Genomic DNA, 12,977 nt, shown 5'->3' with positions numbered 1-12,977 from the left:
CAGAAAGGTTGCATGGGAGGGGATGTTTTGCCCGTAAGCAGCTATACTTGCCTGAAACTCAATAACTACCGTAGTGCACGGGGCTGCTTCTCAGAGAGGTACTTCCAGTAGCGTTTGGGCATGTGCCGCAAGTGCAGTTTCGGGTTCTTCCGCTCCGGAATGTTGACGCTGCTGAAGTATACTTGCCAGAGCTGCTGGTAACTGTCTTCCTGCACGTCCCTGGCTTCGGGGGCCAGTGGAATGATGCGCTGGTGCGGCGGCAACTCCAGGTTCACCAGCGAGACCCGGCTTAAGTCGTAGTAGGCGCCGTAGCGGCGGTTGGTGTCGTAAATTACCCAGCGCTGGTTGGCGTAGCGCTTTTCGAAGTGGCGCACGATAAGGGGCAGCACGTTAAAGTCCGGGGAGATGGTGGCGTAGTATAGCTCGTCTGCTGTTTTCTGAAAACGCACGAAGGCTTCCATCCGATGCTTTTCGCGGTGTACCTGCTTGGCTGCCTGCTGCACCTGCAGCACACAGGGCGCGGTATAATGGCCCTCTATACTTTGCGTGGAGCTAAAGACCAGCCTGATGTAATCAAATATGGTTTGCTCGAAACCTGGCTGCTCCCACAGGTAGGTATGGTAGAGTGCCTGCTGGGCATGTATACTTAGCTTTTTCTGCAACCCCTGCCACACGCGCCCGGCTTTCTCCTCATCAGTTACCACAGCAATGTGCTCGCCAAACATACTGGGCTGGGCCAGGTGCCCGGGCTCAATGCCGGTGGGCCAGGCTTTGCGCTCAAAGGCCTCAAACACCACCGTCAGCAGTCCTTCAAACGAGCCGTCGTAAGTATAAAAGTGCATGACCAAGTATAAACCCGGCGGGCTTTGTTATTTGCCGGCGTTGCGGTTCTTATCGGCCACATCGGACTGGGCACGCGCCGAAAGGCTCTGCAGTTGCGGCACCAGCATGTTCAGTTTGCAGTACAGCGATACGCGGGCTACTTTCTGGTTCTTTCTCATGACGAATACTTTCTTAGATTGGATAGATTTGGAAGTATAACTTGGTATAGATGATTTCTTTTTTCGCGCTGTCATGCCGTTCCCCCTCTCTTAACCTACCTGTTTAAACAAATCCAGCTGCTGCTTTAGCAGGGCACTTCTCACCGAGCCTTCTCCGAACAGGATTTTCCGCCTTATCAGCTCCGACTCCACATCCTGGCGCTGCAGGCTTTTGGTCTGGCAGGTGATAAAGTACTTGGCCCGCTTCAGTACCACGCCCATCTGCCGCAGGTGCTCAAAGTTGAGCTGAGCAAACCTTCTGGCCGACACAATCTTCTGCGCACTCTTGATACCGATGCCTGGCACCCGCAGCAGCAGCTCGTAGTCGGCCGTGTTCACCTCCACCGGAAACACGTGCCGGTGGCGCAAGGCCCAACCCAGCTTCGGGTCAATGTCCAGGTCCAGGTGCGGATGCTGCTCATCCACAATCTCCTTCGCCTCGAACCCGTAGAAGCGCATGAGCCAATCGGCCTGGTAAATGCGGTTCTCCCGGATGATGGGCGGATCGGCCATTATCGGCAGGCGGCTGTCGCTGCTGATGGGCACGTAGCCGGAGTAGTACACGCGCTTCAGGCTGTAGTCTTTGTACAGCTGGCTCGATAGCTGCAGGATCTGGTGGTCGTTCTCGGCCGAGGCCCCCACAATCAGCTGCGTGCTCTGCCCGGCCGGCGCAAAGCTTGGCGCCGACTTAAACAGCTTCTTCTCCTCGCTGGCCTGCGCCAGTTGCTGCCTGATACTGCCCATCGGCTCGAGCACCTCTTTATAGCTTTTCTCCGGCGCCAGTTGCTGCAGACTCATTTCCGAAGGCAGCTCTATGTTCACGCTCAACCTGTCGGCATACAGCCCCGCCTCTTTTATCAGCTCCTCGCTGGCGCCCGGTATCGTTTTCAGGTGGATGTAGCCGTTGAACTTGTGCTCCTGCCGCAGCTTTTTGGCCACCCGCACCAGCCGCTCCATCGTATAATCCGCATTCTTAAAAATGCCCGAGCTCAGAAACAACCCCTCGATGTAGTTGCGGCGGTAGAAGTTAATCGTCAGGTCCACCACCTCCTGCACCGTAAAAGCGGCGCGCTTCACATCGTTGCTCTTTCGGGTCACGCAGTAGGCGCAGTCGTAGATGCAATGGTTGGTAAGCAGTATCTTCAGCAGCGACACACAGCGGCCGTCTTCGGTGTAGCTGTGGCAGATGCCCATTCCCTCGGCGTTGCCCAGTCCCTTGTTCTCGTTCCTGCGCTTACCGCCGCTCGAGGAGCAGGAAACATCATACTTGGCAGCATCTGCTAAAATACTTAGCTTTTCAATCAATCTGCTTTCCATCCGGCTCTGCTTCTGTACTTTCTACGGGTTAAAGATAGCCCCACCAAACTTATAAAACCAAAATAATTAGCAAATACTTATCCACAAGCTTATCTACACCTGTTGATAAACTAAATTTATTAGCAAACCTCATGTTCAGAAACGCGTTTCTGCCCCTATCAGCAGCTATTTTATACTTTCGGCAACTACTAATACCCATATAAACCGTTATATTAGAAGGTTAATGTTCCTTGCCCCTTCGCACGAACCGTTTTATGCCTTACCTGCACCCTATATGTAAACCGCTGCCGCTGGTGTGCCTGCTGTGCATGCTGTTGCTGTGTAGTGGGGTATGCCAGGCGCAGGTGCAGCCGCAGGATACTACCCGGCAAGACACCCTCCCACAGGATACCATCCGCCAGACTTTCAACGAGCGCATGATTCAGAATCTGAAGCAGATGTCGGAGCGGAAGACAATTATGGGCAAGCTGCTGAAGGCGCTGCTGGACTTTGAGCGCGACGAGGAGGAAGTATACGGCCTGGATGCCGAGCTGATACAGAAGGAGTATGAGCTGCATAACTATAAAATCGTGCGCCATATCGACATCCTGTCCCTGGATCCGTTCGGCTACTCTATTAGCGACACCTCGCGGGCGCCGCGCAACTTCTTTGAGAAGGCCGGAAACTCGCTCCACGTAAAGACCGGCCGCGGCGAAGTGCGCAACAAACTGCTTTTCCGGAAGATGGAGCCGCTGGAGCCGCTGGCGCTGGTGGAGTCGGAGCGTTTGCTGCGCCAGACGCGCCACATTCTCGACGCCCGCATCATCGTGAACGAGGAGACCACTACCAACGACAGCGTGGATGTGTTTGTCATCACCCGCGACATTTTCAGTTTGGGTGGTTCCGGCTCCTACTCCCCTTCCTCGGGCAGGGGGCGCATTACGCTGCGCGAGCTTAACTTTCTGGGCCAGGGCCACCAGATAGAAGGCACCTATAAGTTCAACCTCAACCGCCCGCGCCCCTGGGAGGCCGCCGCCTTCTACTCCATCGAAAACATCGGCAGAACCTACATCTCCGCGGACCTGGCCTACGTGGACGAGAACTACTACAAAGAGAAGAGCTTTTACCTGTACCGCGACTTTTATACACTGAACACCAAGTATGCGGGTGCTGTAGGCATCAGCCGGATAGACGAGCGCATCATACTTCCTGCCGCCCCCGAGGACACGGCCGCCCGTTACGGGAATGTGGGCTACGCGCAGCAGGACGTGTGGCTGGGCCGGACGCTGAAACCCAAGACCTACATCCTGGGGTATGAGCCGCGCGGCAGGTTCATTCTTGGCGCCCGCGTCATCAACACCAAGTATAACACCATCCCCACCGAGAATTTTCAGGATAACGTACTGATGCTGGGCAGCGTGGGCTACAGCATCCGGAAGTATTACAAGGATCGCTTCATCTTCGGTTTTGGCAGGACAGAGGACATACCGGTGGGCACCCTGTTCTCCGTGACGGGCGGCTACCAGGACGGCGCCATCTGGGACAGGCATTACCTTGGCTCTTCCCTCTCCTTTGCCAGGTACGCTCCCAGCTTTGGCTACCTCTACAGCCGGGTGGGCTACGGCTCTTTTCTGCGCGACGACCAGTGGGAACAAGGGGTGCTGGATGTGGAGGCGATGTATATTACGCGGCTGGCCGAGTGGGGCAACTGGAAACTGCGCCACTACCTGCTTGGCCGGGGCACCTTCGGCATAAACCGGTATCCGGAAGAACTGCTCTCTATCAACAACGAGAGCGGCGTGCGCGGCTTCCGATCCGATATGGTGCGGGGCACGCGGCGGGCATCCTTCAACTATGAGGCTAACCTATATACCCCGCTTTCCCTGGTTGGCTTCCGCCTGGCTACCTTTGTTTATGCCGACCTGGCCTGGCTTTCGTTTGGCAACCAAAGCTCCCCTTTCAAGGAGAAGCCTTACAGCAGTTTCGGGCTGGGCTTCAGGCTCCGCAACGAGTTTATGTCGTTCAGCACTATACAGGTTACGCTGAGTTATTACCCGCAACTTCCCCCCAACACCAGCATGCGCGGGGTAAGGCTTTACGAGTCCTCGGCACCCTTCTACGACTTCCGAAACTTCCAGTTCGACCGCCCCGGCGTGGCCGATTTCCATTAACCTGACTGTATCCTTTTCTCGCTTTTACCTGTTTATAGGCAGGTACCCTTAAACTGAGATACACATAAGATACTATGAAAAAGGTAAGAGAGAAGAATGAGTATGAAGGAAATCCGGTAGGATTGTCGAAAGAGACGGCAACGGCCATAGCCAAAGAACTGGACCGTCACCTGGCTTCCTTTATCGTGCTATACCACCAATACCACAAGCACCACTGGCTGGTGGAGGGCCCGCAGTTCCGCGACCTGCACCTGTTTTTTGAGGAGCACTACAACGAGATACACGAGCAGTACGACGCTATTGCCGAACGCCTGACCGTGATGGGCTACTGCCCTACCTGTCACCCGGCCAACCAGCTAAAGATTGCCTACCTGGAGCACGAGGAGGAAGGCGAGTTCCGTATCCGTGAGATGCTCAACAAGGACATGGATGACGAGAAGACGATAGCCATAGAGCTGCGCAAGTCTATCAAAAAGGCGTTTGAGCTGGAGGATTTTGCCACCAAGTCATTGCTAGAGGGCATCCTGCTGAAGACCGAGGACCGCTGCCATCACATCGAGCACTTCCTGGGTGAAGACGGTCTATCCATCGGCCTCATTGCCAGACCAGAGGATATCATGGAAGACGGCGAGGCGGAATCGAAATCAAAAGCCAAGAAGAAAGTAAAGGCTTAATACGGTCGGAGAAAGTATAAAGTATAAACCCCGGTGGCGTAGGCTGCCGGGGTTTATACTTTATACTTGTAGCTTCATTCACCTCTCCTCCTGCCCTCTCCTTTTACCGAGCTTCCTGATCTAAACAGGAGGAATATTTTTAGCTGTGCCGAATCCAACCACCCCTGGCCCCTCCTTGTCTAAGGCGGGGAGTCTGTAGTTACTTGGGTTGAAGTATAAGTTTCATAGCTACTGTCCCTACAAAGTATAAACCCACCCCTAGCCCCTCCGTGGAGGGGAATTATCAGCAGGCGATTACATCCCCCTACCCCCTTCAAAGGGGGACTTTGGTTGGGGCTCCGTCAGCGGCGGCTATCGACCTTATCCCAGCCTTTGGGTTGAGCGCCTTGTGCATGTTGCGGTGCCGAACGAAGTGAGGCAGCCGGAGCAGCGCGGAGGCAGCTTCAGGCACACCGCGCGATGCCCTTATCGAGGGCCCCTACCCCCAAGGCGAGGCCTCCCGGCCTGGGAGGGCACCAAAGTATGAAATGCAACAGTAGCTTATTTAAGCCTGGAGGGTGAACGGCAGCTAGCAAGGATTGCTTAGTTCAGGTTGCAGGAGGCAGTTGCAGTGAAAGTATAGCTCAAGTATAAATTGGTAAGTATAGACCAGAGCTAGAAAGTATAACCAAAGTATAAGTATGACTTTTCAGGCCAGTCAGGTTGCAACCCCAGTACCTCCTACTTATACTTTTATGCACCTCTATACTTTATACCTAATTATCTATTGTTACAACTTTCAGCCGCGCCCGCTTTTTAGTAGATTTGTGAAAAGAGTGCAGCCCCTGCACTATAAACCCCGTAAGCAGGAAACATGGTAGACCTTGGTAATTATAATGAACTCGTAATAGCGCGTGAAGTAGATTTTGGCGTGTACCTTACCTCGGAGGATGGCGACATCCTGCTGCCGGGCAAGTATGTGCCGGAAGGCGCTAAAGTAGGCGACAAGCTGCGCGTGTTTGTGTACCGCGACTCCGAGGACCGCATGATTGCCACTACCCTGCAGCCGCACGCTACCGTTGGCGAGTTCGCCTGCCTTACCTGCACCGACGTGACTCCTTTCGGCGCGTTTCTGGATTGGGGACTGGAGAAGGACCTGCTCGTGCCGCTGCATAACCAGAAAAACAAGATGCAGGTGGGCCGCAAGTACTGCGTCTACATTTACCTGGACGAGACCTCCGACCGCGTGGTGGCCACCTCTAAACTGGGCAAATACCTGCACAACGAAGACATCCGGTTAAGCGAAGGCGAGGAGGTGCAACTGTTGGTAGCCGGGCTCACCGACATCGGCCTCAAGGTCCTCATCAACAGCGAGTACATGGGCATCCTTTACAAAAATGAAGTATTCCAGGACCTGCGTATCGGCGATAAAACCACCGGCTACATCAAGCTCATCCGCCCTGACAACAAGATTGACGTGACGCTGCGCAAGCCGGGCGTGAACCAGAAAGAGGAGAAAGACGAGGCCGCCGACAAGATTCTGCGCCTGCTGCAGCAAGGCAGCGGCTGGCTACCAATTTCCGACAACAGCACGCCGGAAGACATTTACCAGACGCTGGGCATGAGCAAGAAAACCTTTAAGCGCGCCATCGGTGGCCTCTACAAAGCCGGCCAGATTACCATAGAACCAGACAGTATACGGCTGCGAAAGGGCTAAGCCCCATCTCCGCTACCCGCATACGTTTACAATACGACTTACTTTACCTGACGATCTCACTTTAAAACCTACCGCACCCTGACGGGGGGCGGCCATGACGTATGCTTACTAAACTTATACCTCTCACGCTTGTAATGGGCTTGTGCGTAGGAGGAGCACAGGCGCACAGCGGCAAATACGACGACACAGAAACAGAAAGAACCAAAACCAGCAAGACCTCTAAAGTAATTCGCACCCAGGCAGCTCCCGTGCTGGACGGCCACCTGGAGCCCGAAGTATGGCAGCAGGTAAACCCGGCCCGGGACTTCTACCGCTACGACCCGCTCAATGGCATGCCCTCCTCCCAAAAAACGGAGGTGTACATGCTCTATGACGATGAGGCCATTTACATCGGGGCCATGCTGTACGATACCGCCCCCGACTCTATACTTACCCAACTGGGCCAGCGCGACTCCGGCGAGAACAACGCCGATATGTTTGGCGTGTACCTGGATACCTACAACGATAAACAGAATGCCTTTGCCTTCCTGGTATCAGCGGCCGGGGTGCAAACCGACATCAAACACTCGCAGGGGCGTGAGGACTGGAACTGGGATGCCGTGTGGGAAAGCAGCGTGCGCACCCACGAGCAGGGCTGGACGGTGGAGATGCGCATTCCATACGGAGCCATCCGCTTTCCGGAGGCCGAGGTGCAGACCTGGGGCGTGAACTACATGCGCGTTATCCGCCGCAACCGCGAGAAATCTTACTGGAGCCACGTGGACAACTCGGTGAGCGGCCTGATTAACCAGGCGGGACGCGTGATTGGCATTGAGGGGGTGAAGTCGCCGGTGCGACTGCAGTTTATGCCCTACATTTCCGGTTACGTAAACCACTACGCCAGCCCCGACAGCGAGCGCAAAGCCAAAGACTTTACCCACTCCGTGAACGGAGGCATGGACGTGAAGTATGGCATCAACGACGCCTTTACCCTGGACGTAACCCTGATCCCCGACTTTGGCCAGACACGCTCGGATGATCAGGTACTCAACCTGGGCCCTTTCGAGGTGAAGTATAACGAGAACCGCCAGTTCTTTACCGAGGGCACGGAACTCTTTAACAAAGCAGGCCTCTTCTACTCCCGCCGCATCGGCTCCCGCCCGGTGGGGCATGGCCGGGTACAAGATCAGCTGCAGGAGGGCGAGGAGATAACCCGCAACCCGGGCGAAACACAACTCCTCAACGCCGCCAAGGTATCGGGCAGGACGCGCCGCGGGCTGGGCATCGGCCTGTTTAACGCCATTACCGGCAACACCCACGCCACCGTGCAGGACTCGCTGGGCAACACACGCCAGGTGCTGACCAATCCCTTTACCAACTACAACGTGTTTGTGCTGGACCAGACCCTGCCGCGCAACTCCTATATTACCTTCACCAACACCAACGTTACCCGCGCCAGCGGCTTCTACGACGCCAACGTGACCGGCCTGAGCATGCGCTTTGCCGATAAGCGCAACATGTATGCCCTGACCACCGGCGGAAACCTGAGTCAGTTATATGGCAAAGACAACAATAACGGGGTAGACCTGGGCCACCAGTACTCCCTGAACCTGAGCAAGATCAGCGGCAACCTGCGCTACGGCATCAACCACAACGTGGAGTCCGACACCTACGACATCAACGACTTGGGCTTTCTGAGCAACAACAACGAGATTAGCACCAGCGCCAGCGTGAGCTACAATTTCTACCAGCCTGTCTGGAAGTTTTTGTCGTGGAACAACAGCATCAGCGTGGCCCACAGCAGGCTCTACGACCCGGGTAAATTCATTGCGCTGGATATGAGCGCCAGCTCCAGTGTGCGCTTCCGCAATTTTAACAGCCTGTGGGGCGGCGTAACGGTGCGCCCCGGCGAGCGCTACGACTACTTCGAGGCGCGCGCTTTCCCGCAGGTGTTTGTGCAGCCGCCGGCTTTCAACGCCAACATCGGCTACAGCACCGACTACCGCAAGCGTTTTGCCTATGATGCCACCGCCAACTACTGGGCCTCGCGCCGCTACGACCAGAACAGCTGGTCGCTCTCCTTCTCGCCGCGCTTCCGCGTAAATGACAAGTTCTCCATCATCAACGGCAACAGCTATAGTATAGACAAGCGCAACATCGGCTATGCCAGCAAGTATGAGGATGCCCAGCAGCAAACCCACATCCTGTTCGGTGATCGCACCCGCACTACCCTGAACACCACCATCACCAGCGCCTATATTTTTAACGAGCGTTCGGGCCTGACCCTGAACATGCGCCACTATTGGTCCAGGGCCGCCTACAAGGAATTTTTCGAACTGACAAAACAGGGCCTGCTGCAGCCAACCACCGCCGATCAGGAGGTGTATACTTCCCGCATCGACGACATCAACTACAACACCTTTACCCTGGACCTGGTGTACAGCTGGCGCTTTGCCCCGGGCAGCGAGCTGCGGGTGGTATGGAAAAACTTTGTGGAGGATCAGAGTCATAAGGTGGAGAAACGCTACTTCGACAATCTCTCCAACACCTTTGCCGTGCCGCAGCACAACAATTTCTCGGTTAAACTTCTATACTTTATAGACTATGTTTCCCTCCGGAACGTACTCTCTGCATAAGCCAGAAACCTTATGCAAAAAGTAAGAACTGCACTGATAGCCGGAGGCAGCGGTTTGGTGGGCGGGCACCTGCTCTCCCTGCTGCTCAAATCCGATCGCTACAGCCAGGTAATTTCTGTTGGACGCCATGAACTCCCCCTTATCCACCCCAAACTGGACCAGCAGGTAATCAACTTTGACCGGATGAAGGACTATGCCGCCGACCTGGTGGCCGATGATATCTTTTGCACCCTTGGCACCACCATTAAAAAGGCAGGTTCCAAGGAGAATTTCTATAAAGTAGACCATACCTATGTTACCCAACTGGCCGAGATAACAGCCCGAAAAGGCGCCAGGCAATTTCTGGTGGTGTCGGCGATGGGGGCAGATGCGGGCTCGATGTTCTTTTACAACAAGGTAAAAGGCGAGATGGAGCGCGATGTACAGCAGCAGCCATTCGACAGTATCCACATCTTCCGGCCTGCCTTATTGCTGGGCGAGCGCGAGGAAAAGCGCTCGGGTGAGGAGCTGGCCAGCAAGGTGATGAAACCGCTGAGCGGCCTGATGATTGGCCCGCTACAAAAGTATAAACCCATAGAGGGAGAGACTGTGGCACGCGCCATGCTGGCCGCCGCCAAAACCGAGAAAACGGGCAAGTATATCCACCCCTCCGACGAAATCTCCCGTATGGTTGGGGAGCGTTAGTTAGTGGGTTCTCTCCACTCTCTAATTCCTAAACTCTCTAAGTTTCTATGGCCGATAAAAAACTGCAACACGTGTTCCCGAAGGCAATGCGCTATGACCCGGATTGGGTGCGCCGCCACTCCATGGGCGAGAACGTGCTTTTTAATCTCGAAAGCCTTACCAAGTCACTGCACCTGGAGCCGGGTATGCGCGTGCTGGACCTGGGCTGCGGCAAGGCCATCAGCTCCATTTTTCTGGCCCGGGAATTTGGCGTCACGGTGTATGCCGTGGATGAGGCCGTATCGGCCAGCGACAACTACCAGCGCATCTGCCACGAGAAGTGCCAGGACCGGGTGATTCCGATGGAGGCCGACGCCCGCGCCTTGCCCTTTGCTGAGGAATATTTCGACGCGGTGATTGTGGTGGACTCCTATACTTACTTTGGCACCGACGAGAAGTACCTGCCCTACATTGCCCGCTTCGTAAAGCCCGGCGGCTACATCGCCATCGTGGACGTGTGCTTTACCCGGGAGGTGGAGTCGCTGGAACAGGTACCGGATTTCCTGCGCCAAGACTACCAGCGCTACTGGTACTTTATCCATACCATCGGCTGGTGGCGCAAGCTCTGGGAAAAGACGGGCCTGGTACAAATCGAAGCGGCCCAGGAACTGGACGAGGCGGCGCTGGTGCGGGAGCATTATATTAAGGACTTTGAAGGCTCTGATGAGGAGGACGCTTTTGCCAGAGCCATCCAGCTTGACCAGCAAGGTTTTATCTCCTTCTTTAAACTGATTGGGCGCCGCACCAAGCAAACCGCCTACCTGCAGGATTACAAATCAGAGGGCAAAAAGTAGCGGTTCCTATAACAGATTACTGACACGCTTGCAGAAGCCTTTCTACACCTTTATTGAATGCTTTCTTGACTGCTATTGGGGTAGTGGATAGGTTTATACTTTTACTGCCCCGATAACCGTTTTCCGTTTCTTTGCTTGGAATTGTTACCGCCTCCATTGCAGTTGTGGCTGCCAAAGTATAGATAAGTTGTTTTTTACTCGTGGAATAGAGTTCGAAAACCACTGAGGCTTTGGTGTTGTTTTCTTCCTTTGTCCCATAACCAGACTGCAATTCCCTTTGCTCGGCAGCACTTACACTAGAATAACCTGTTCCTGAGCTTGTGCTTCCAATGTTTACTTTGATATAGTAGTCGTAACCCAAACGCTGCAATATGACAAGGCTACTTAAGTCTATAGCCTCGTTAGGCTTGATGCCATGCACCCGTAGGTCCATCTCCTGCTCCACAGCATAGTATGGCCTCAGGCCTGATTTACTTACCCGCTCAGCAAACTGCTCGTAAAATTCGTAGGATTGGTTAGGAGATACGCCTGTCATTTCTCCCATTAGTATCTTCTCCCCTGACCTGAAAACCTTAGGACAACCTCCGACAGAGGAAGTATAATTTGTAGATGGGATGCAGCTGTTTAATAGGAAGATAAGGCCACAGGACATCTTTATCAGCTGTAGAAAGAATTGAATGTTTGTTTTCATCAGGGTATATAAACAGAACCAGGCAAGAGAGTATCCCTCTATTTGGATTGGTATAGTAATATACTGCTTTAGAAGTATATTACTATACCAATCTTAAGAAGCGCATCAATTTCCGCTGACTTAACAAATTGCATAAAGGCAAAAAGTAATCCCCGCATACAAAAACAGTTTTTATACTCGTTAGAAGTTGTAATTTCGCGGCAGACAGGAGGTGTGTACCCCCTGCTACGCGAAAATCATTCAACTTTTAGCAAATGAGAACCATTACGAAACTAACGTTCGCTCTGGCGTTTGTGCTATTTGCTGTTATCGGCGCACAGGCACAGAGTTACTCCACAGGCATCGGCCTGAGAGGAGGCGCCGCTTCCGGCCTTACCGTAAAACACTTTATCAAGAGCGATGCCGCCATTGAGGGTATCCTGAGCACCAGCTTTAAGTATAGAGGCACCGTGCTGACCGTGTTGTACGAGAAGCATGCTCCGGCCTTTAACGCTGCCGGCCTGCAGTGGTACTACGGTATCGGTGGCCACATCGGCTTCTGGGAAGGCCGCCACTACTATGACCGTCACCACAAGCACTACCACGACGACGTAGTGGGCGTAGGTATTGACGGTGTCCTGGGTCTGGAGTATTACATCCGCGACATTCCGTTCACCATCGGCGCCGACATCAAACCGTACATCAACATCCCGAGCGGCGGCGGCTTCTGGGATACGGCCCTGCACGTGCGTTACGTGTTTTAATTGCTGAGCCATACTTACAAAGTATAAAAAAGGCCTCGCTACACTATAGCGGGGCCTTTTGCTTTTTATCATATGTACCGTCCTGAAATAAGTTGACACCAAAGTTGACTTGTATGCAAGGAACGAGTAAGGGTGGCTTTTTAAGGAAGAGCCAAAAGGACTACAGTCTGGCTTTCAAGCTGTCAGTTGTAGACCAGGTAGAAAAAGGGCGGCTTACCTACAAGCAGGCCCAGGTAAAGTATGGCATCCAGGGGCGCTCGACTGTTTTGGTATGGCTGCGTAAACACGGGCAGTTAGACTGGAAAAGCAAGCAAGCCATGAAAGACAAGCAGCCGCCCCGCAGCAAGTTCCAGGAACTGGAAGCCAGGATCAAGCGTTTGGAGCAGGAGAAGATGATTCTCAACCGGGCCATCGACATTGCCGATGAGCAGTTCGGCACCAACATCCGAAAAAAGTATTTGCCCCTCTCGCAGGCAGCTTTCAGGCCAAAGGGGCAGGTAGAACCACCCGAAAGCAACTAGCCCAGGCTCTGGG

Annotated in this window: 12 protein-coding genes; 8 read left to right on the top strand and 4 right to left on the bottom strand. The window is 54.1% G+C overall.

Annotation, left to right across the window (positions count from 1 at the left end):
- Positions 1–65: 65 nt before the first annotated feature.
- The 3 genes from C8N40_RS20975 to C8N40_RS20970 all read right to left on the bottom strand — a co-directional run bounded on the left by C8N40_RS20975 (position 66) and on the right by C8N40_RS20970 (position 2,357).
- Complete coding sequence (locus C8N40_RS20975) at positions 66–842, bottom strand: TIGR03915 family putative DNA repair protein (RefSeq protein ID WP_108213770.1); 777 nt, start codon at positions 840–842, stop codon at positions 66–68.
- Between the two features lie 27 nt (positions 843–869).
- Positions 870–1,001, bottom strand: coding sequence for a hypothetical protein (locus C8N40_RS23355; RefSeq protein WP_262502447.1), 132 nt, complete (start codon positions 999–1,001; stop codon positions 870–872).
- 90 nt (positions 1,002–1,091) lie between these two features.
- Positions 1,092–2,357, bottom strand: a complete 1,266-nt coding sequence (locus C8N40_RS20970) for a putative DNA modification/repair radical SAM protein (protein ID WP_108213769.1) — start codon at positions 2,355–2,357, stop codon at positions 1,092–1,094.
- A 254-nt stretch (positions 2,358–2,611) separates the two neighbouring features.
- On the opposite strand from C8N40_RS20970, the gene C8N40_RS20965 reads away from it, so the two are divergent.
- From C8N40_RS20965 to C8N40_RS20940, 6 genes are all read left to right on the top strand, one after another.
- Positions 2,612–4,507 carry a hypothetical protein gene (locus tag C8N40_RS20965; RefSeq protein WP_108213768.1) on the top strand — a complete coding sequence of 632 codons (1,896 nt, stop codon included), beginning with the start codon at positions 2,612–2,614 and terminating at the stop codon, positions 4,505–4,507.
- Positions 4,508–4,581: 74 nt separating this feature from the next.
- On the top strand, positions 4,582–5,181 hold the full coding sequence (locus tag C8N40_RS20960) for a Dps family protein (RefSeq protein WP_108213767.1): 600 nt from the start codon (positions 4,582–4,584) through the stop codon (positions 5,179–5,181).
- Positions 5,182–6,034: 853 nt separating this feature from the next.
- Complete coding sequence (locus tag C8N40_RS20955; RefSeq protein ID WP_108213766.1) at positions 6,035–6,877, top strand: CvfB family protein; 843 nt, start codon at positions 6,035–6,037, stop codon at positions 6,875–6,877.
- Between the two features lie 101 nt (positions 6,878–6,978).
- On the top strand, positions 6,979–9,492 hold the full coding sequence (locus tag C8N40_RS20950) for a DUF5916 domain-containing protein (RefSeq protein WP_108213765.1): 2,514 nt from the start codon (positions 6,979–6,981) through the stop codon (positions 9,490–9,492).
- A gap of 12 nt (positions 9,493–9,504) precedes the next feature.
- Positions 9,505–10,176, top strand: a complete 672-nt coding sequence (locus tag C8N40_RS20945) for an oxidoreductase (RefSeq protein WP_108213764.1) — start codon at positions 9,505–9,507, stop codon at positions 10,174–10,176.
- 47 nt (positions 10,177–10,223) lie between these two features.
- Positions 10,224–11,009 carry an SAM-dependent methyltransferase gene (locus C8N40_RS20940; protein WP_108213763.1) on the top strand — a complete coding sequence of 262 codons (786 nt, stop codon included), beginning with the start codon at positions 10,224–10,226 and terminating at the stop codon, positions 11,007–11,009.
- 16 nt (positions 11,010–11,025) lie between these two features.
- On the opposite strand, the gene C8N40_RS20935 is transcribed toward C8N40_RS20940, so the two are convergent.
- The gene (locus C8N40_RS20935) at positions 11,026–11,700 is read right to left on the bottom strand and encodes a hypothetical protein (protein ID WP_108213762.1); all 675 of its coding nucleotides are present in this window, start codon (positions 11,698–11,700) and stop codon (positions 11,026–11,028) included.
- A 254-nt stretch (positions 11,701–11,954) separates the two neighbouring features.
- Between C8N40_RS20935 and C8N40_RS20930 the strand changes: the two genes are divergently transcribed.
- Complete coding sequence (locus C8N40_RS20930; RefSeq protein ID WP_108213761.1) at positions 11,955–12,443, top strand: hypothetical protein; 489 nt, start codon at positions 11,955–11,957, stop codon at positions 12,441–12,443.
- Positions 12,444–12,556: 113 nt separating this feature from the next.
- Positions 12,557–12,964, top strand: coding sequence for a hypothetical protein (locus tag C8N40_RS20925; RefSeq protein WP_108213760.1), 408 nt, complete (start codon positions 12,557–12,559; stop codon positions 12,962–12,964).
- Positions 12,965–12,977 lie beyond the last annotated feature (13 nt).

The sequence above is a fragment of the Pontibacter mucosus genome, from assembly GCF_003054055.1.
Classification (GTDB): Bacteria; Bacteroidota; Bacteroidia; order Cytophagales; family Hymenobacteraceae; genus Pontibacter; species Pontibacter mucosus.
The sequence above is the reverse complement of the archived record's forward strand: the minus strand, read 5'-3'. Positions and strand labels throughout refer to the sequence as shown.

What these genes read in the sequence shown, in the direction of transcription:
- C8N40_RS20960 (WP_108213767.1), top strand. Translation starts at nt 4,582, where the DNA reads ATGAAAAAGGTAAGAGAGAAGAATGAGTATGAAGGAAATCCGGTAGGA.
- C8N40_RS23355 (WP_262502447.1), bottom strand. Translation starts at nt 1,001, where the DNA reads ATGAGAAAGAACCAGAAAGTAGCCCGCGTATCGCTGTACTGCAAACTG.
- C8N40_RS20950 (WP_108213765.1), top strand. Translation starts at nt 6,979, where the DNA reads ATGCTTACTAAACTTATACCTCTCACGCTTGTAATGGGCTTGTGCGTA.
- C8N40_RS20935 (WP_108213762.1), bottom strand. Translation starts at nt 11,700, where the DNA reads ATGAAAACAAACATTCAATTCTTTCTACAGCTGATAAAGATGTCCTGT.
- C8N40_RS20930 (WP_108213761.1), top strand. Translation starts at nt 11,955, where the DNA reads ATGAGAACCATTACGAAACTAACGTTCGCTCTGGCGTTTGTGCTATTT.
- C8N40_RS20925 (WP_108213760.1), top strand. Translation starts at nt 12,557, where the DNA reads ATGCAAGGAACGAGTAAGGGTGGCTTTTTAAGGAAGAGCCAAAAGGAC.
- C8N40_RS20945 (WP_108213764.1), top strand. Translation starts at nt 9,505, where the DNA reads ATGCAAAAAGTAAGAACTGCACTGATAGCCGGAGGCAGCGGTTTGGTG.
- C8N40_RS20955 (WP_108213766.1), top strand. Translation starts at nt 6,035, where the DNA reads ATGGTAGACCTTGGTAATTATAATGAACTCGTAATAGCGCGTGAAGTA.
- C8N40_RS20970 (WP_108213769.1), bottom strand. Translation starts at nt 2,357, where the DNA reads ATGGAAAGCAGATTGATTGAAAAGCTAAGTATTTTAGCAGATGCTGCC.
- C8N40_RS20940 (WP_108213763.1), top strand. Translation starts at nt 10,224, where the DNA reads ATGGCCGATAAAAAACTGCAACACGTGTTCCCGAAGGCAATGCGCTAT.
- C8N40_RS20975 (WP_108213770.1), bottom strand. Translation starts at nt 842, where the DNA reads ATGCACTTTTATACTTACGACGGCTCGTTTGAAGGACTGCTGACGGTG.
- C8N40_RS20965 (WP_108213768.1), top strand. Translation starts at nt 2,612, where the DNA reads ATGCCTTACCTGCACCCTATATGTAAACCGCTGCCGCTGGTGTGCCTG.